Origin of the sequence: Afifella sp. IM 167, from assembly GCF_020144925.1 — a bacterium.
Classification (GTDB): domain Bacteria; phylum Pseudomonadota; class Alphaproteobacteria; order Rhizobiales; family Afifellaceae; genus Afifella.
Genome location: NZ_NSLC01000002.1, coordinates 359,151 through 374,891 on the forward strand (window position 1 = coordinate 359,151; position 15,741 = coordinate 374,891).

Below are 15,741 nucleotides of genomic sequence, written 5' to 3' on the forward strand. Positions count from 1 at the left end.
GCTCCTTGCGTGGGACCATCGGACGGGAACTGTGACCAAAAGCCGGCGACGCAGCCGGCGAGACGGGTGAGCGGATCGAGAGAAGGGTTCGAGGATGCAATTCGGTGAGAACAACACCCCCTTCGGCGAGGCCGAGTTCGCGGCGCGGCAGGCCGCCGCCCGGGAGGCGATGCGGCGCGAGGGGTTCGACGCCATCCTCCTCTGCGACCCCGCCAACATGAACTACCTGACCGGCTACGACGGCTGGTCCTTCTACGTCCATCAGGCCGTCATCCTCGCCCTGGAGCTCGATTCCCCGCTCTGGATCGGCCGCAACCAGGACGTCAACGGCGCCCGTCTGACCACCATCCTCAGCGACGAGAACATCCTCGGCTATGCCGACGACCATGTGCAGTCGCTGGTCAAGCATCCGATGCAGGTGATGGCGGCGGCGCTTCGCGAGCGCGGCCTCGCAAAGGCGCGCATCGGCGTGGAGGCCGACTGCTACTACTACACGGCCCGTGCCGACGCCGTCCTGAAAGAGGAGCTGCCGGAGGCGGAGATCGTCGATGCCGGCATCCTCGTGAACTGGCTGCGCTCGGTGAAGTCGGAGGCCGAAATCGCCCTGATGCGCGAGGCGGCGCGAATCACCGAGCGAATCATTGAGGCCGCGGTCGAGGCCATGGCCGACGGCGTTCGCCAGTGCGACGTGGCGGCGATCATCCAGGCGACCGGCACGCGCGGCATACCGGGGGAGGGCGGCTATGGCGGCGATTATCCGGCGATCGTCCCCCTGATGCCCAACGGCGTCGGCACCTCCTGTCCGCATATCACCTGGCGCGACGAGCCCTTTTCGGCAGGCACCGCGACGACCATAGAGATCGCCGGCGTGCGCCACCGCTACCATGTCCCGATAAGCCGAACCGTCTTCCTCGGCACGCCGCCGAAGAAGATGCTGGAGGCCGCCGACATCATGGCCGAGGGCATCGAGGCGGGCCTTTCGGTGGCAAGACCCGGAGCGACCGCCCACGACGTCTGGCACGCCTGGAACAGCACCATCGAGCGGCACGGCATCGTCAAGGAATCGCGCTGCGGCTACTCCATCGGCCTCAACTATCCGCCGGACTGGGGCGAGCGCACCCTGTCGATCCGCAAGGGCGACGAGACGGTCCTGAAGCCCAACATGACCATCCACTTCATGCCCGGATTGTGGATGGACGATTGGGGAATGGAGATTTCGGAGCCGATCCGCATTTCGTCGAATGGTTCGGAGACCTTCTGCGCCTTCTCGCGCGAGCTATTCGTCAAGTAGATGAAAGGCTTACGTCGCAGCCGCATGGCATAGGCCAGAAAGGTTGCAGGCGTTCGAATCCCGGTATTCTGGCCATCGCGGGTTGCATTTGAGGCGATTTCTTGGAAAGGTGAGGGCATAGAACAAGCACTGCCTGCGGCACGCCGGGGAAACGGCGGCCGTGGGCCAAGAGGTGGTAAACGGCCCCATCTCGTCAAAAACAAGCGGGAACAGCAGCAGGATCGGCGCGGCTTCCTCCAGGGCCAGGCCGACGAGGCAGAAAGGCATCCATGCAGCATGACAGCGGCACCGGAAACGGTGCCGAAGATAGCGCATACGTGCGTTTCGAAGACGTTCAGAAGAGCTATGACGGTGAAACGCTCGTCATCAAGAACCTGAACCTCGCGATCAAGCGGGGCGAATTTCTGACCATGCTCGGCCCATCCGGCTCGGGCAAGACGACCTGCCTGATGATGCTGGCGGGGTTCGAATCGACCACCCACGGTGCCATCTGGCTGCACGAGCAGCGCATCGACAACGTGCCGCCCCACAAGCGCGGCATCGGCATGGTCTTCCAGAACTACGCGCTCTTTCCCCACATGACGGTGGCGGAAAACCTCGCATTCCCGCTCAAGGTCCGCGGCATGGGCAAGAGCGAGACCGAGGAGCGCGTCAACCGCGTCCTTTCCATGGTGGAGCTGCCGCAGATGGGCGACAGGCGCCCGGCCCAGCTCTCCGGCGGTCAGCAGCAGCGCGTCGCGGTCGCCCGCGCTCTCGTCTTCGAGCCGGACCTCGTTTTGATGGACGAGCCGCTCGGCGCGCTCGACAAGCAGCTGCGCGAGCAGATGCAGTTCGAGATCAAGCATATCCATGAGAGCCTGGGCGTGACCGTCGTCTACGTCACGCACGACCAGAGCGAAGCGCTGACCATGTCGGACCGCGTCGCCGTGTTCAACGACGGCATCATCCAGCAGCTTTCCACGCCGGAAGTGCTCTACGAGGCGCCCGACAACGCCTTCGTTGCCCAGTTCATCGGCGAGAACAACCGCCTCCTCGGCGAGGTGGTGGAGCGCACCAGCGACACGGAGATCCGCGTCAAGCTGGAGACCGGCGAGACGATCCGTGCCCTGCCGGTCAACATCGACGCTTCGACCGAGCGCACGACCCTGTCGCTGCGCCCCGAGCGGGTTCAGATCAACCCGCCGGAGGGCTCCATGCCCAACGTCCTGACGGGCAAGGTCGCAGAGGTCATCTATCTCGGCGACCACATCCGCACACGCCTTGCCGTGGCGGGACATGACGATTTCATCGTGAAGATTCCCAATGCGTCCGGCCATCCGAGCCTCAGCGAAGGCGAGGCTGCGAGCCTTGGCTGGACGATCGAGGATTGTCGGGCGCTCGACGCCTGACAGAGCGCGCCAGACCGTGGCGCCGCTGCCCATCGGCAGGCAGTTACCCCAATTGCCGCACACAAGCTCCCAAACGGGACCAAAACCAAACCGGAGGTAGTTCCGAATGAAGCGTATTCTTCCCATTCTGGCCGCAACGGCCCTCATACCCGCCGCGGCCCTTGCCGCCGAAGGCGACCAGCTGACCATCGTTTCCTGGGGCGGCGCCTACACCAATTCCCAGGTGAAGGCCTATCACGAGCCCTACAGCGAAAAGACGGGCACGGAGATCTTCAACGAGGACAAGTCCGCCAACGCGCTTGCCGGCATCCGCTCGCAGGTCGAGGCGGGCAACGTGACCTGGGATGTCGTCGACATGCTGCAGGCCGATGCCCAGCGCGCCTGCGACGAGGGCCTGATCATGCGCATCCCGCATGACGAATGGCTGGCCCCGGGTCCGGACGGCGCCAAGCCGACCGACGACTTCATCGAGGGCACGCTCGGCGAATGCTTCGTGCCGCAGATCCTCTACGCCACGATGTTCGCCTACAACACCGACGCCTTTCCCGATGGCGGTCCGAAGACGGTGAAGGACATCTGGGACCTGGAGAAGTTCCCGGGCACCCGCGCGCTGCAGAAGATCCCGCAGAAGAACCTCGAATGGGCCCTGATCGCCGACGGCGTGCCGGCCGACGAGGTCTATGACGTGCTGGAGACCAGGGAAGGCCAGGACCGCGCCTTCGCCAAGCTCGACGAGATCAAGGACAACGTGATCTGGTGGTCGGAAGGCGCCCAGCCGCCGCAGATGCTCGCCGACGAAGAGGCGGTGATCGCCACCGCCTATAACGGGCGCATCTTCAACGCGCAGGTCAACGAGGACCAGCCCTTCAAGATCATGTGGGACCACCAGATGTTTGAGGTCGATGGCTGGGTCGTGCCGGTCGATCAGGGCGACGACAACCTCAAGCTGATCAAGGACTATCTCTACTTCGCCACGGACACGCAGCGTCTCGCGGACCAGGCGAAGTACATCTCCTACGCGCCGGCTCGCAAGTCGTCCGTGCCCGAGGTCGGAATGCTCGAGGGCACCGAGATCGACATGAAGCCGCACATGCCGACCAACCCGGAGAACTTCAAGACCGCGGTGCAGTTCAACACCGAGTTCTGGGCCGATTACGGCGACCAGCTTGAAGAGCGCTTCAACGCCTGGCTCGCGCAGTAAGCGCCAGAGTTGAGACCCGGCCGGACGCCCCTCGGCGTCCGGTCATCCCTGGGCCGGAACTGGGTATTGGAACATGGCGGACATCACCGCGGACGGCTATTCACCCGCGCGCGACGAAGAGGACGAGGCGCAGGACAAGGCCCTGACGACGGCCGACGGCACGCCCCTCAAGATATCGCTTCGCCGCTCGCAGGCCCGCCAGCGCCGCCGCGCCTTCTATCTGGTCGCCCCGCTTCTCGCCTTCCTGGTGGTCACCTTCGGCTGGCCCATCGCGCAGATGACCTTCCGCTCCATCCACAATCCGGAAGTCGCCAACTACCTGCCTGAAACCTCCGCCGCGATCGCGGACTGGTCGGGCGACGACGTGCCGGACGAAGAAGTCTTCGCCGCCATGGCGCGCGACATGAAGACGGGCGTGGAAGACCGCACCATCGGCCGCGCGGCCGCCCGCATCAACCGCGAAATCCCCGGCGCCCGCAGCCTCGTCATGAGCACCGCCCGCGATGTGGAGGAAATGTCGCCGCCCTACAGGGACGCCTTTCTGGCAGAGGACGAGGACTGGGCGGATCTGGAATTCTGGCGGCTGATCAAGCGCGAAACCCGCATCCTGACGCCCGCCTACTACCTTCTGGCGCTCGACTTCGAATACAACACCCGCGGCGAGATCGTGGAACGCCCGGAGGTCTACCAGGTCTACCGGCTCCTCTTCTGGCGCACGGCCTGGATGAGCATGGCGATCACCGGCCTGTGCATCCTGCTCGGCTATCCGATCGCCCATCTCTTGGCGACCTTGCCCCTGCGCAAGTCCAATCTCCTGATGATCCTGGTCCTTTTGCCTTTCTGGACCTCGCTCCTCGTGCGCACATCGGCCTGGATCGTGCTTCTCCAGCAGCAGGGGGTGATCAACGACCTTCTCGTCTGGGCCAATATCGTCGGCGACGACGGGCGCGTGCGCATGATCTACAACCAGATCGGCACGATCATCGCCATGACGCACATCCTCCTGCCGTTCATGATCCTGCCGCTCTACTCGGTGATGAAGACCATCCCGCCGAGCTACATGCGCGCGGCACGCTCGCTCGGCGCCACGCAATTCACCGCCTTCACGAAGATCTACATGCCGCTCACCATCCCGGGGCTGGCGGCGGGCGTCCTGCTCGTCTTCATCCTGGCGATCGGCTACTACATCACGCCGGCCCTCGTCGGCGGCGAGAGCGGCATCTTCATCTCCAACCTGATCGCCCAGAACATGCAGGGCTCGAGCGCGCAGCTGAAGCTGGCCTCCGCGCTGGCGACCATTCTCCTGGTCGCGGTCCTCGTCTTCTACTGGCTGTTCAACAAGCTGATCGGTGTCGATCGGCTCAAATTCGGCTGACGGGAAGGACATCCTCATGGCACTTCCGACCTATGCCGGAACCGGCGAGCGCGTCTGGTACTACACCTATCGGGTGATCTGCGCGCTCATCTTCCTGTTCCTGATCGGGCCGATCATCGTGATCGTGCCGCTCTCCTTCAACGCGGAGCCGTACTTCACCTTCACCAAGCAGATGCTGTCGTTCAATCCGCAGGGTTATTCGCTGCGCTGGTACGAGGCGCTGCTGTCGAGCGAGGAATGGCTGCACTCGATCCGCAATTCCTTCTTCATCGCGACATCCTCGGCGATCGTCTCCACCACCCTCGGCACGCTCGCCGCCCTCGGCCTCAGCCGTCGCAACATGCCGTACCGCGCCTTCATCACCGCGGTGCTGATCTCGCCGATGATCGTGCCGCTGATCATCACCGCGGCGGCGCTCTTCTCCTTCTATGCGCGGCTCAACCTCGCCAACACCTTCTTCTCCATCATCATGGCGCATGTCGTGCTCGGCACGCCCTTCGTGGTGATCACGGTGACGGCCTCGCTGTCGGGCTTCGACCAGCAGCTGGTGCGCGCCTCGCAGAGCCTGGGGGCGAACCAGGTGACCACCTTCTTCAAGATCATCCTGCCGCTGCTCCTGCCGGGCGTCATCGCCGGCGCGCTCTTCGCCTTCATCACCTCGCTCGACGAGGTCGTGGTCGTGCTCTTCCTCGCCGGCCCCGAGCAGACGCCGATGACGGTGCGCATGTTCTCCGGCCTGAGAGAGGAGATAAGTCCGACGATCCTGGCGCTCGCCACGATTCTCGTCGGCATCTCCATCCTGCTCTTGTCCACGATGGAGCTCCTGCGTCGGAGTTCCGAGCGCCAGCGCGGCATGACGCCCGGCTGATCGCCCGGCACGCGGATACAAGAACGGAGGCGCCGTAGCGCCTCCGCCTTTGTGCGCGCACCCTCCGGGAATGCCTGCCCGAAGCCCTCCGTCAGAGCCTGGCAACCGCCTCAGTGGCCGTTGACGGTAATCTTCTTGCCCTTCGGCTCGGCCTCGGGCGAGCGCGGAACTTCCACCTTCAGGACGCCCTTGTCGAAGCCGGCCGTGATCTTCTCGGCATCCGGCTCGAAGGGCAGGGCGAAGCGGCGCATGAAGGTGCCGTAGGAGCGCTCCACCAGGTGGTACTGGCGCTTCTCGTCCTTCTCTTCCTTCTCCGCCCTGTGCTCGGCCTTCAGCGTCAGCACGCCGTCGGCGAGGTCGAGGTCGATGTCCTTCTCGTCGATCCCCGGCAGCTCGGCCGTGATCTCGATGCCCTTCTCCGTCTCTGCGACGTTCACTTTCGGCGACAGGAAGCCGCTCGCGCCGGCATAGGTGCCCGGCAGGCTCCAGTCGCGGGTGAAGTCCTCGAAGACGCGATCCATCTCGCGCCGCATGGCGGTGAAGGGGTCTGTCTCAGCGCCGCGCGCCAGAGCGGTTGGGCGGCCGAACGGGATAAGCGATTTGATATCCATGGCGTCACCTCTCAGCTGCTCGTGGCCGACGCCGTGACCTCCGCACCGGCCACATAGGTTCCGGCGAATATGTGGATATCGCCGGCGCGCCGTTCAAGTTGCGCCGCGCCGGCAGCAGGCGATTTTGCGTCTTTCCTCAGCCGAGCTCGCCGAGCGCCAGCGTCTTCGTCTCCAGGAACTCCTCGATGCCGAAGACGCCGCCCTCGCGGCCGATGCCGGACTGCTTGTAGCCGCCGAAGGGGCTGCCCTTGGCGAGCCCCGTATTGTTGACACGCACCATGCCGGCTCTGAGCTGCCCGCCGACGCGGCGCGCCCGCTCGGCGTCCGACGTGCTGAGATAGGCGGCGAGCCCGTAGGGCGTGTCGTTGGCAAGGCGGATCGCCTCGTCCTCCTTCTTGAACGGCGTCATGGCGAGCACCGGCCCGAAAATCTCCTCGCGCCAGATCTGCATCTCCGGCGTCACGTCGGCAAACACGGTCGGACGGGCATAGTAGCCCCGGTTGAAGCCCTGCGGCCGGCCAGCGCCGCCGGTGACAAGACGCGCCCCGCCGGCAATCCCGGCCTCGATCAGCTCTTGCACCTTGTCGAACTGCGCCTGCGAGACCAGCGGGCCGATATGCCGGCCTTCCTCGGCCGGATCGCCGACCCTGGTGCCCTCGGCGGTCGCCTTGGCGATGCCGATCGCATCCTCGTAGACGCTCTCCTCCACCAGCATGCGGGTGGGGGCGTTGCAGGACTGGCCGGTATTTTCCATGCAGTGGCGCACGCCCTTCTTCACGGCGCGCTCCAGCTCCGCATCGGCGAAGATGATGTTCGGCGACTTGCCGCCGAGCTCCAGCGCCACGCGCTTGACCGTATCGGCCGCCGCCTTGCTGACGGCGATGCCGGCGCGGGTCGAGCCGGTGAACGACATCAGGTCGATGCCGGGATGGGCGGACATCGCCGAGCCGACGCCGGCTCCGTCGCCGTTGACGAGGTTGAAGACGCCCTTCGGCGCGCCGGCCTCGTGCATCATCTCGGCGAAGAGCATGGAGGAGAGGGGGGCGATCTCCGACGGCTTCAGGATGACCGTGCAGCCGGCGAGCAGCGCCGGCACCACCTTCAGCGTCACCTGGTTCATCGGCCAGTTCCACGGTGTGATGAGGCCGCACACGCCGACCGGCTCGCGCAGGATGCGCTCGTTCGGCACGTCCGGGCGGAGCGGGCGGTCGAATTCGATCTCCTGGACCGCGTCGAGAAAGCCTTCCATGTGCCAGATGCCGGCGCCGACCTGGTCGGAGAGGGCGAACGAGATCGGCGCGCCCATCTCGGTGGTGATCGCCTCCGCCATCTCCCCGGCGCGGGCCTTGTAGATTTCCAGAAGCCTCTTGATAAGGCCGACCCGGTGGCCGAGATCGCTCCGCCCCCAGCTCGCAAAGGCTGCCCTTGCCGCCGCCACCGCCTTGTCGAGGTCCTCCTGGCTGCCGAGCGAGATCGTCGCCGCCGGCATCTCATTGGCCGGATTGATCAGCTCGAACGGGCGGGCGACAACGGGAGCGACCCATTCGCCGTCGATGTAGAAATCGGTCTTTGTCAGCATGGGTTCCTCCGATGGAAACGGGGCGCGGCGAGGCGAGGCCCCGTCTGAAGCAAGCCCTATTCTTCGTCAAGATCGAGGCCTAGATCGGCCCATGACGGAGCAAGCGCGCGCAAACCGGCACGACATGGGTCCCGGCAGACGTCCGGAAACTGGGGACGATCCGGAAAGGCAGCTTTGGCGCCGCAGAGAGCGATAGCGGAAGTTCCAGGCGGCAAGCCGGCACGTCAGCTCGGCACCCTGTTATCATCAATTGGAGAGCGAGCTGTCTATCCTGGAAACATTCGTTCTCGCGAGTGGTCGCACGAACATCGCGCCTAGCATTATGGACGAGCTCAATCTAATCTTTCGACATCGGGAACGAACCAAAGCGAGTTCGAGATTATCCCTTTCCCTTGATCAAAAAGTCCGCGAGCCTCTGATATTGATCACCGCCCACACGTTCCTCCGGAGCAATAGCCGCCTTAATGAAATTGCGGATGTCCTCAATATTGCTTTCGGCGAGAACCACGAGCAGAGCGGCAATCGATTCCTTCCGAGATTTTTTTACGACAAATTTCTTACCGGTGAGATCCCCAATATTTCGAACCGCCTCATTAGTTTTTAAAACCTCGCCTGCCTGAATAAGCTTCTCAAACTCGCGCAAAATACCAAATTTCTCCGGATCACTATTCTCAAGTCTCGAAATCGCTCTAGATTTAGTTTCAGACGAAGATTGCCTAGTCGACGGTATCTCCGACCTTTTCGAATCACGAGAGGGGCGTTTCTGCTCGTCTTCAACGTAGTTCAGAAGAATACCTTCTCGACCACTGCCGCGCAGAATCTTGACCGCAAGCCTTAATTCAGATTTTGAATATTCTTCTAGGATCAAGGCTATCTTAAGCGCCGCCGCACGCTCTTTTCTCATAACACACCTACCGACAACAGAAATTTATTTGCTACTTCCCCAAATTCACTTTTGACATAGTCTCTAGCATATTCTGTAAGAAATATCGGCTTTCCCGAACGCGAGCCTGCCGGATAAGAATCCGAATGATAGGCAACATCAGATAATACGGGCCAATCGTACGTATTCGCGAGAGATATTACGTCGCTGCGAGATTTGATTTGCTCAGGTGGCGTGTTACTGCGTCGCATGTCGTTAAAAATTACGCTCGAGATATCAAGTTGCTGATCCTGATTCATCAACTTGAACTCTTGTAAAGACCTAGCCAAAAGCGGAAAACCGATCGTGGCCAAAAACTCTGGCTTTACCGGAACGACAACATACCTGCTTGATCGGTAGGCGGCCGTTGTCAATATGGATTCAGTCGGCGCACAATCTATGAGAATAAGATCATAATTTTTACTAACGCTCGCCAAAAATTTGGGAAGGAGGTGAGCCTTTTCAGTTGGATTTTTGAGCGTCCACGATAACTCAAGTCTAGATGGTATTAAGTCAAGAAGACTTCCGTCGCTCCACCTGTGCAGGTGGTGTATTACATTCGCGGGATCTATCGGAGTCGGCGCTCCATTTTCGGTCTTGGGTGAAGAAAACTGTTCAAAAATATCCATAACCGTCGCGCGTTCGCTACTCAAATACTCCAAATAGCGTTCCGCCCCCATGAAGTACTGACTCAGGTTGGCCTGGGGATCTAAGTCAACGGCCAGGACTTTGAGATCGGCCTGCCATGCAGAATACCAAGCCAGATTAAAGGTGAGTGTTGTTTTACCAACTCCTCCCTTCATATTGATCATCGAAACCGAAACCGTCATCGTGCCCCCCGGAAAAAAATGCAGCTTCGTTTGCAGTGCCCTATTCCCAATATTGGAAACCAAACCTTAGGCCGGACCCACCCTGGCACCTGCGTCGGCAGACTGCAATGCGTGAAATAGCCCATTGGGACAAGCGTTGGGGCAGAAAGCGAAGGTAGCTTTCAAGGACGGTTCCCGATGGCTTTGACAGGTGTTCTTTCGGCAGCTGTATATCCAAGGCGAAAGCGCCCCTCGAACTCGACAATGATTTCGTGAGCGGCAACTATCGCCTAACCGCAAAGATATGGGACGGAGGTGCATATGAAAAGTCCTGCCCCACCACATCACGCCGAACCTCTGCACGCCGACACTGTGCGGCTGAACTACCGGCATGCCCCGGAAGGCAACGGCACCACCGGCCAGATGGGCGTCAAGAACATCGTGTCCTAACTTAGTGTCCGGCGAATCTTCACCCGAGGTGGCGGATGGGGTGGGATTCGAACCCACGAGACGGTCTCCCGCCTGCCGGTTTTCAAGACCGGTGCCTTCAACCGCTCGGCCACCCATCCATCGGCGCAAGAGATGGCAGAAGCCGGCCGCGAATTCCACCCTGTCGGCCGCGCTGCGGCATTCGCGGCGCCCGCCTGCGCCGCCGTCTTCGAATTTCCCAGGGGAAAGCCTAGAGCGCGACGCGGCCCGCGGCGTTGAGAAGCTGTGAAACGAAGGAGAAGTCCTTGCCCGCCGTCGGAGTCGTGCGCGAAACGAAGTCGAACACGCGCCCGTCCTGCAGGCCGTAATTGGCGAGCTGGGACACCTGCTCGTTCTCGTCGAAATAGACGGCGAGCACGCGCTGGTCGGTGACGCGCGGGTTCAGGAAAGCCACGGGCCGGCTTGCGGTCTGCGAGATATAGTAGAATACCTCGCCACCGAAATCGGCGGTGGTGGAGGGCGTCCCGAGCGCGATCAGAACCTGTTCGCGGCTTGCCCCGACGGGGACCTGCTCCATCGCCAGCTCGTTGACCACATAGCCGCGGTGCTGGGTTTCCCCGATGCATCCGCCGAGCGGAAGAACGGCAGCGGCGCCAAGAAGGAGAGCGAGAGCGTGTGTTCTGGTCATGGTCGTCCCGTTGAAGCCCCGCTTGCTAGCGGGGTGATTGCGGCAATGCAATGGCCTTCGCAAGAGCCTGGCACGGCGGCAGCGCCTTCGGGAGCGGGGCATTTCCCCCGCAATCTGCGATGAAAGGCTTCTTCGCACGCTTTTCCGCGCCCAGGCAGACGCCGGCCGAAACCCTCTTTGCCGCCGTCGTGAATGCCTCGCGCCAGCGCGCGCTCTACGAGGAATATGGCGTCGCCGATACCGTCGACGGCCGTTTCGAGATGCTGGCGATGCACCTGTTTGCCTGCGTCCACAGCCTGACGCGCGGGCCGGACCCCGATCCGGAACTGGCGCGCGACACCGCGGAGGTGTTCGTCCAGGAGATGGACGCGACCTTCCGCGACCTCGGCGTCAGCGACAAGCGCATTCCGCGGCGCATGAAGGCCATCTTCTCCACCTATGGCGGGCGGCTTGGCGCTTATGGCGCGGCCCTCTCCGGCGAGGGCGAGACGCTTGAAGAGGCGATTTCACGCAATATCTTCGAGGCGGAAGCCGATCCCGCTCTGGCGGATCGGCTGGCGGCCTATCTGCGCGGCGTGCTCGCCGCGCTCGAAGCCGCGCCGGGCGCCGCCTTCAGGCAGGGCAGGCCGCCGTTTCCGGCCCCTGAAACCCTCCTTCCGGCGGGCACTCCGCCAGAAAGCGTGCAGGAAGAATAAGCGACATGACCAGGATTTCCTTCTCAAAGCCCCTGCGGCTTGCCGAGATTCCGCAGGCCGGCCGCGAACTCCATGCCGAGGCGAGCCCGCCCGAGCTCCTGAAGATCGCCGACCAGCTCGGCGTGCCGTCCGTGGAGAGCCTCGCCGCCGAGCTTTTCATCAAGCCGATGGCGGGCGACAATTACCGGCTCGCCGGGCGCATCACGGGTGAGGCCACCCGCAGCTGCGTCGTCACGCTCGCCCCCGTGGCCGAAACGATCGACGAGGAGATCGCCGTCACGCTGCGCCCGGGCAGGCCGGACGAGAAATCGGGCAGGGCCGAGCCCGGCGAGCGCGCCTCGCGCCGGGCGGTCGAAATCTCCGTGGACAGCGAGGAGGATGCCGAGCCCTATTTCGGCAACGAGGTCGACATCGGCGATCTGCTCGTCCAGTACGTGGCTCTCGGCCTCGATCCGTATCCGCGGGCCGAGGGCGCTGCCTTCGGCGAGCGAATCGAGGACACGTCGGAGCGTCAGTCGCCCTTTGCCGCGCTCGAGGCGCTCAAGGGTCGGCGCAACTGACGCAGCCCTCGACCATTTCCTCCAAACGGCTTGTCATCGAGAGGCGAGTGAGTATTGTCCCGCGGCCCGCGAAACGACCACAATAAGGCGATGCCCACACCGATTACCATTTCCCTCGATGCAATGGGCGGCGACGCCGGGCCGGGGATGGTGATCCCGGGAGCTGCCGTTGCGCTCAAGCGCCGGCCGGATCTTTCCTTCATCCTCTATGGACAGGAAAGCGAGGTGAAGCCTCTGCTCGATCGCTATCCGGAAGTGGCGCAGCGCTCCAGGTTCGTGCATTGCGAAGTGGCGGTCCGTATGGACGACAAGCCGAGCCAGGCGCTGCGCGTCGGCCGCTGGAAGTCCTCCATGTGGCGCTCCATCCAGGCCGTGCGCGACGGCGAGGCGGCGATCGCCGTATCGGCCGGCAACACCGGCGCGCTGATGGCGATGTCGAAATTCTGCCTGAAGACGCTGCCGGGAATCGAGCGCCCCGCCATTGCGGCCATGTGGCCCACTCTGCGCGGCGAAAGCATCGTCCTCGATGTCGGCGCGACGATCGGCTCCGATGCCAAAATGCTCGTCCAGTTCGCCGTCATGGGCGCGGCGATGGCCCGCGCGCTCTTCGGCCTCGACCGGCCGACCGTCGGCCTCCTCAACATCGGCGCCGAGGAGGTGAAGGGCGTGGAGGAAGTGCGCGAGGCCGGTGCCATCCTGCGCGAGCTCGACCATCCGAATTTCCATTATCACGGCTTTGTGGAGGGCGACGATCTCGGCAAGGGCACCGTGGACGTCGTCGTCACGGAAGGCTTTGCCGGCAACATCGCGCTGAAGACCGCCGAGGGCACGGCCCGTCAGATTTCCGAATATCTCCGCGCTGCGATGAGTCGCACGCTCGCCGCCAAGATCGGCTATTTCTTCGCGCGCTCCGCCTTCCAGCGCCTGCGCGAGAAGATGGATCCGCGCAAGGTCAATGGCGGCCTCTTCCTCGGCCTCAATGGCCTTGTGGTGAAGAGCCACGGCGGCACCGATGCGGAGGGTTTTGCAAGTGCGGTCGAGCTCGGCCGCGACATGGTGCTCGGCGACCTCACGCGGCAGATCGCCGCCGATCTCCGCCTGAGTTTCGGCAGCGACGAAGACAGGGCGGCGGAAGGGACACAGGTGGCGCCGGCATGATGAAATCGGTGGTAACGGGCATCGGTAGCCATCTCCCCGAAAGGATCCTGACAAACCGCGAACTGGAAAGCATCGTCGCCACTTCGGACGAATGGATCGTCCAGCGAACCGGCATTTCCGAGCGGCGCATCGCCGCGGAAGGCGAGATGACCTCGGACCTCGCCGTGAAGGCGGCCGAGAAGGCGCTCGCCGATGCCGGCATGACCTCGGCCGACATCGACATGATCGTGCTGGCCACCTCCACCCCTGACCAGACCTTCCCGGCGACCGCCTGCACCGTGCAGGACCGGCTCGGCATGCACCACGGCTACGCCTTCGACCTGCAAGCGGTCTGCTCCGGCTTCATCTTCGCCCTGGCGACCGCCGACGCGCATCTGAAGGCCGGTCTCGCCAGGCGCGCGCTCGTGATCGGGGCGGAGACCTTCTCGCGCATCCTGGACTGGAACGACCGCACCACCTGCGTCCTCTTCGGCGATGGCGCCGGCGCCGTCGTTCTGGAAGCGCAGGAAGGGGAGGGCGCGCGGGGCGTGCTCTCCTGTCACCTGCGCTCCGACGGCATCCACCGCGACAAGCTCTATGTCGATGGCGGGCCGAGTTCGACGCAGACGGTCGGCCATCTGAAGATGGAGGGCCGCGAGGTCTACAAGCATGCCGTCGCCACCATCGCCGACGTGATCGAGGATGCCTTCGCCGCCACCGGCGAGAGCGCTGAGACGATCGACTGGTTCGTCCCGCACCAGGCCAACAAGCGGATCATCGATGCGAGCGCCAAACGGCTCGGCATCGCGCCACAGAAGGTGGTGACGACGGTCGAGCGTCACGGCAACACATCGGCCGCCTCCATCCCGCTGGCGCTGGATGTCGCCGTGCGCGACGGAAGGATCGGCAAGGGCGATCTCGTCCTGCTGGAAGCGATGGGCGGCGGCTTCACCTGGGGCTCCATCCTGGTGCGCTGGTAGGTCCGCGCGCCGCAATGTTGACCTTATTCGGACAGGCGAATACCGTGCCCACAGATGCTGAGGAGGCCTGCGTGGAGGCAACTGAAACGCGCCCTGGCGGCCGTACGATAACTCGTGCGGACCTGGCGGAGGCAGTCTATCGTGAGCTCGGTCTTTCAAGGACGGAATCGGCCGCCATGGTCGAGATGGTCCTGGCCGAGATCTCCGACACGATCGTGGGCGGCGAGACCGTGAAGCTCTCCTCCTTCGGCTCCTTCTTGGTACGCAGCAAGGGCCAGAGGGTCGGGCGCAATCCGAAGACCGGCAAGGAAGTGCCGATCCCGCCGCGCCGGGTGACGGTGTTCAAGCCCAGCAACATCATGAAGCAGCGCATCAACGACGCTCTTGCGGCGAGCGATGCCGTGACGGCGGGCGACGGCGAAGCGCCGGGCGCGACGCCTTGAGCCTTCCTGGCGCCTCGCCTTGAGCACGAAGTCCCCGGACGCATTCCGCACGATCAGCGAGGTCGCGGAGGATCTCGATCTTCCGCAGCACGTCTTGCGTTTCTGGGAAACGCGCTTTTCCCAGATCAAGCCGCTGAAGCGCGGCGGCGGGCGGCGCTACTATCGCCCGGAAGACGTCGATCTTCTGAAGGGCATCCGCCTGCTCCTCTATGGCGAGGGTTTCACCATCAAGGGCGTGCAGCGCCTGTTGAAGGAAAAGGGGCTGCGCTTCGTCGTGGCCGTCGGCCAGACCGGTAACGTGGAAACCGTCGCCCCGGCCGACATGGAGGGCGATGCCGCTTCCGCGCCGGCCCAGGCGCCCTCTGCCCGCGCCGCATCCGAGGCGCAGGCCCCGGAAGAAGAGGGGCCGCTTTTCGCCGCCGCCGACCGCGACCGTCTCAAGGCCATCCTCGGCGAGCTTCAGGAAGCGCGCCGCATCCTTGAGGAAGCCGGCCGCGAGGGCTGAGCCCGCCGCGGCTGCAATCAGCCAGCTGAACTGAGCCAGTCGGACCGGGCCCGTCGAAACGAGCCAGCCGAAACGAGCCAGTCGAACCGCGAGAGACTGCGGTCTGATTCTGCGGATCTTTAGGGAAATTGTCGGGGCAGGATGGTCGGAGCGGCGGGATTCGAACCCACGACCTCTTGCGCCCCATGCAAGTGCGCTACCAGGCTGCGCTACGCTCCGAGCGCGGCGGACTATAGTGATGGCACTGCCCCGGCGCAATG

At 63.6% G+C, this 15,741-nt stretch carries 17 protein-coding genes and 2 tRNA genes; 12 read left to right on the top strand and 7 right to left on the bottom strand.

Annotated features, from left to right (window positions below; genetic code table 11):
- Positions 1-94: 94 nt before the first annotated feature.
- The 5 genes from CLD20_RS04340 to CLD20_RS04360 all read left to right on the top strand — a co-directional run bounded on the left by CLD20_RS04340 (position 95) and on the right by CLD20_RS04360 (position 6,123).
- Positions 95-1,291 (top strand): M24 family metallopeptidase, encoded by a 1,197-nt coding sequence (locus CLD20_RS04340; protein WP_224405368.1) that lies wholly within the window; start codon positions 95-97, stop codon positions 1,289-1,291.
- Positions 1,292-1,560: 269 nt separating this feature from the next.
- Positions 1,561-2,679 (top strand): ABC transporter ATP-binding protein, encoded by a 1,119-nt coding sequence (locus tag CLD20_RS04345; protein WP_224405369.1) that lies wholly within the window; start codon positions 1,561-1,563, stop codon positions 2,677-2,679.
- A gap of 106 nt (positions 2,680-2,785) precedes the next feature.
- Positions 2,786-3,880, top strand: coding sequence for an extracellular solute-binding protein (locus tag CLD20_RS04350; RefSeq protein ID WP_224405370.1), 1,095 nt, complete (start codon positions 2,786-2,788; stop codon positions 3,878-3,880).
- A gap of 73 nt (positions 3,881-3,953) precedes the next feature.
- Positions 3,954-5,255 carry an ABC transporter permease gene (locus CLD20_RS04355; protein WP_224405371.1) on the top strand — a complete coding sequence of 434 codons (1,302 nt, stop codon included), beginning with the start codon at positions 3,954-3,956 and terminating at the stop codon, positions 5,253-5,255.
- A gap of 16 nt (positions 5,256-5,271) precedes the next feature.
- Positions 5,272-6,123, top strand: a complete 852-nt coding sequence (locus CLD20_RS04360) for an ABC transporter permease (protein ID WP_224405372.1) — start codon at positions 5,272-5,274, stop codon at positions 6,121-6,123.
- Between the two features lie 110 nt (positions 6,124-6,233).
- Here the strand turns inward: CLD20_RS04360 and CLD20_RS04365 are convergent, their stop codons facing one another.
- The 4 genes from CLD20_RS04365 to CLD20_RS04380 all read right to left on the bottom strand — a co-directional run bounded on the left by CLD20_RS04365 (position 6,234) and on the right by CLD20_RS04380 (position 10,065).
- On the bottom strand, positions 6,234-6,734 hold the full coding sequence (locus CLD20_RS04365; protein WP_224405373.1) for an Hsp20/alpha crystallin family protein: 501 nt from the start codon (positions 6,732-6,734) through the stop codon (positions 6,234-6,236).
- 136 nt (positions 6,735-6,870) lie between these two features.
- A complete protein-coding gene (locus CLD20_RS04370; RefSeq protein WP_224405374.1) occupies positions 6,871-8,313 on the bottom strand; it encodes an aldehyde dehydrogenase family protein in 1,443 nt (480 codons plus the stop codon).
- Positions 8,314-8,692: 379 nt separating this feature from the next.
- The gene (locus tag CLD20_RS04375) at positions 8,693-9,217 is read right to left on the bottom strand and encodes a hypothetical protein (protein ID WP_224405375.1); all 525 of its coding nucleotides are present in this window, start codon (positions 9,215-9,217) and stop codon (positions 8,693-8,695) included.
- Positions 9,214-10,065, bottom strand: coding sequence for a ParA family protein (locus tag CLD20_RS04380; RefSeq protein WP_224405376.1), 852 nt, complete (start codon positions 10,063-10,065; stop codon positions 9,214-9,216). The genes CLD20_RS04375 and CLD20_RS04380 overlap by 4 nt, the downstream gene beginning before the upstream one ends.
- 300 nt (positions 10,066-10,365) lie before the next feature.
- On the opposite strand from CLD20_RS04380, the gene CLD20_RS20165 reads away from it, so the two are divergent.
- Entirely contained in the window at positions 10,366-10,494 is a 129-nt protein-coding gene (locus CLD20_RS20165) for a hypothetical protein (protein ID WP_255599469.1), read from the top strand.
- Positions 10,495-10,523: 29 nt separating this feature from the next.
- Here CLD20_RS20165 and CLD20_RS04385 read toward each other — a convergent pair.
- Both CLD20_RS04385 and CLD20_RS04390 read right to left on the bottom strand, forming a co-directional pair.
- Positions 10,524-10,613, bottom strand: a tRNA-Ser gene (locus tag CLD20_RS04385).
- 110 nt (positions 10,614-10,723) lie between these two features.
- A complete protein-coding gene (locus CLD20_RS04390) occupies positions 10,724-11,161 on the bottom strand; it encodes an outer membrane protein assembly factor BamE (RefSeq protein ID WP_224405377.1) in 438 nt (145 codons plus the stop codon).
- A gap of 119 nt (positions 11,162-11,280) precedes the next feature.
- On the opposite strand from CLD20_RS04390, the gene CLD20_RS04395 reads away from it, so the two are divergent.
- The 6 genes from CLD20_RS04395 to CLD20_RS04420 all read left to right on the top strand — a co-directional run bounded on the left by CLD20_RS04395 (position 11,281) and on the right by CLD20_RS04420 (position 15,481).
- Positions 11,281-11,856, top strand: coding sequence for a ubiquinol-cytochrome C chaperone family protein (locus tag CLD20_RS04395; RefSeq protein ID WP_224405378.1), 576 nt, complete (start codon positions 11,281-11,283; stop codon positions 11,854-11,856).
- Between the two features lie 5 nt (positions 11,857-11,861).
- Complete coding sequence (locus tag CLD20_RS04400) at positions 11,862-12,416, top strand: DUF177 domain-containing protein (RefSeq protein ID WP_224405379.1); 555 nt, start codon at positions 11,862-11,864, stop codon at positions 12,414-12,416.
- A gap of 90 nt (positions 12,417-12,506) precedes the next feature.
- Positions 12,507-13,574, top strand: a complete 1,068-nt coding sequence (plsX, locus tag CLD20_RS04405; RefSeq protein ID WP_224405380.1) for a phosphate acyltransferase PlsX — start codon at positions 12,507-12,509, stop codon at positions 13,572-13,574.
- On the top strand, positions 13,571-14,533 hold the full coding sequence (locus CLD20_RS04410) for a beta-ketoacyl-ACP synthase III (RefSeq protein WP_224405381.1): 963 nt from the start codon (positions 13,571-13,573) through the stop codon (positions 14,531-14,533). Before plsX ends, CLD20_RS04410 begins: the two co-directional genes overlap by 4 nt.
- Before the next feature lie 71 nt (positions 14,534-14,604).
- Entirely contained in the window at positions 14,605-14,976 is a 372-nt protein-coding gene (locus tag CLD20_RS04415) for an integration host factor subunit alpha (RefSeq protein WP_224405382.1), read from the top strand.
- 19 nt (positions 14,977-14,995) lie between these two features.
- Positions 14,996-15,481 (top strand): MerR family transcriptional regulator, encoded by a 486-nt coding sequence (locus CLD20_RS04420; protein ID WP_224405383.1) that lies wholly within the window; start codon positions 14,996-14,998, stop codon positions 15,479-15,481.
- Between the two features lie 142 nt (positions 15,482-15,623).
- Here the strand turns inward: CLD20_RS04420 and CLD20_RS04425 are convergent.
- Positions 15,624-15,700, bottom strand: a tRNA-Pro gene (locus tag CLD20_RS04425).
- Between the last annotated feature and the right edge of the window lie 41 nt (positions 15,701-15,741).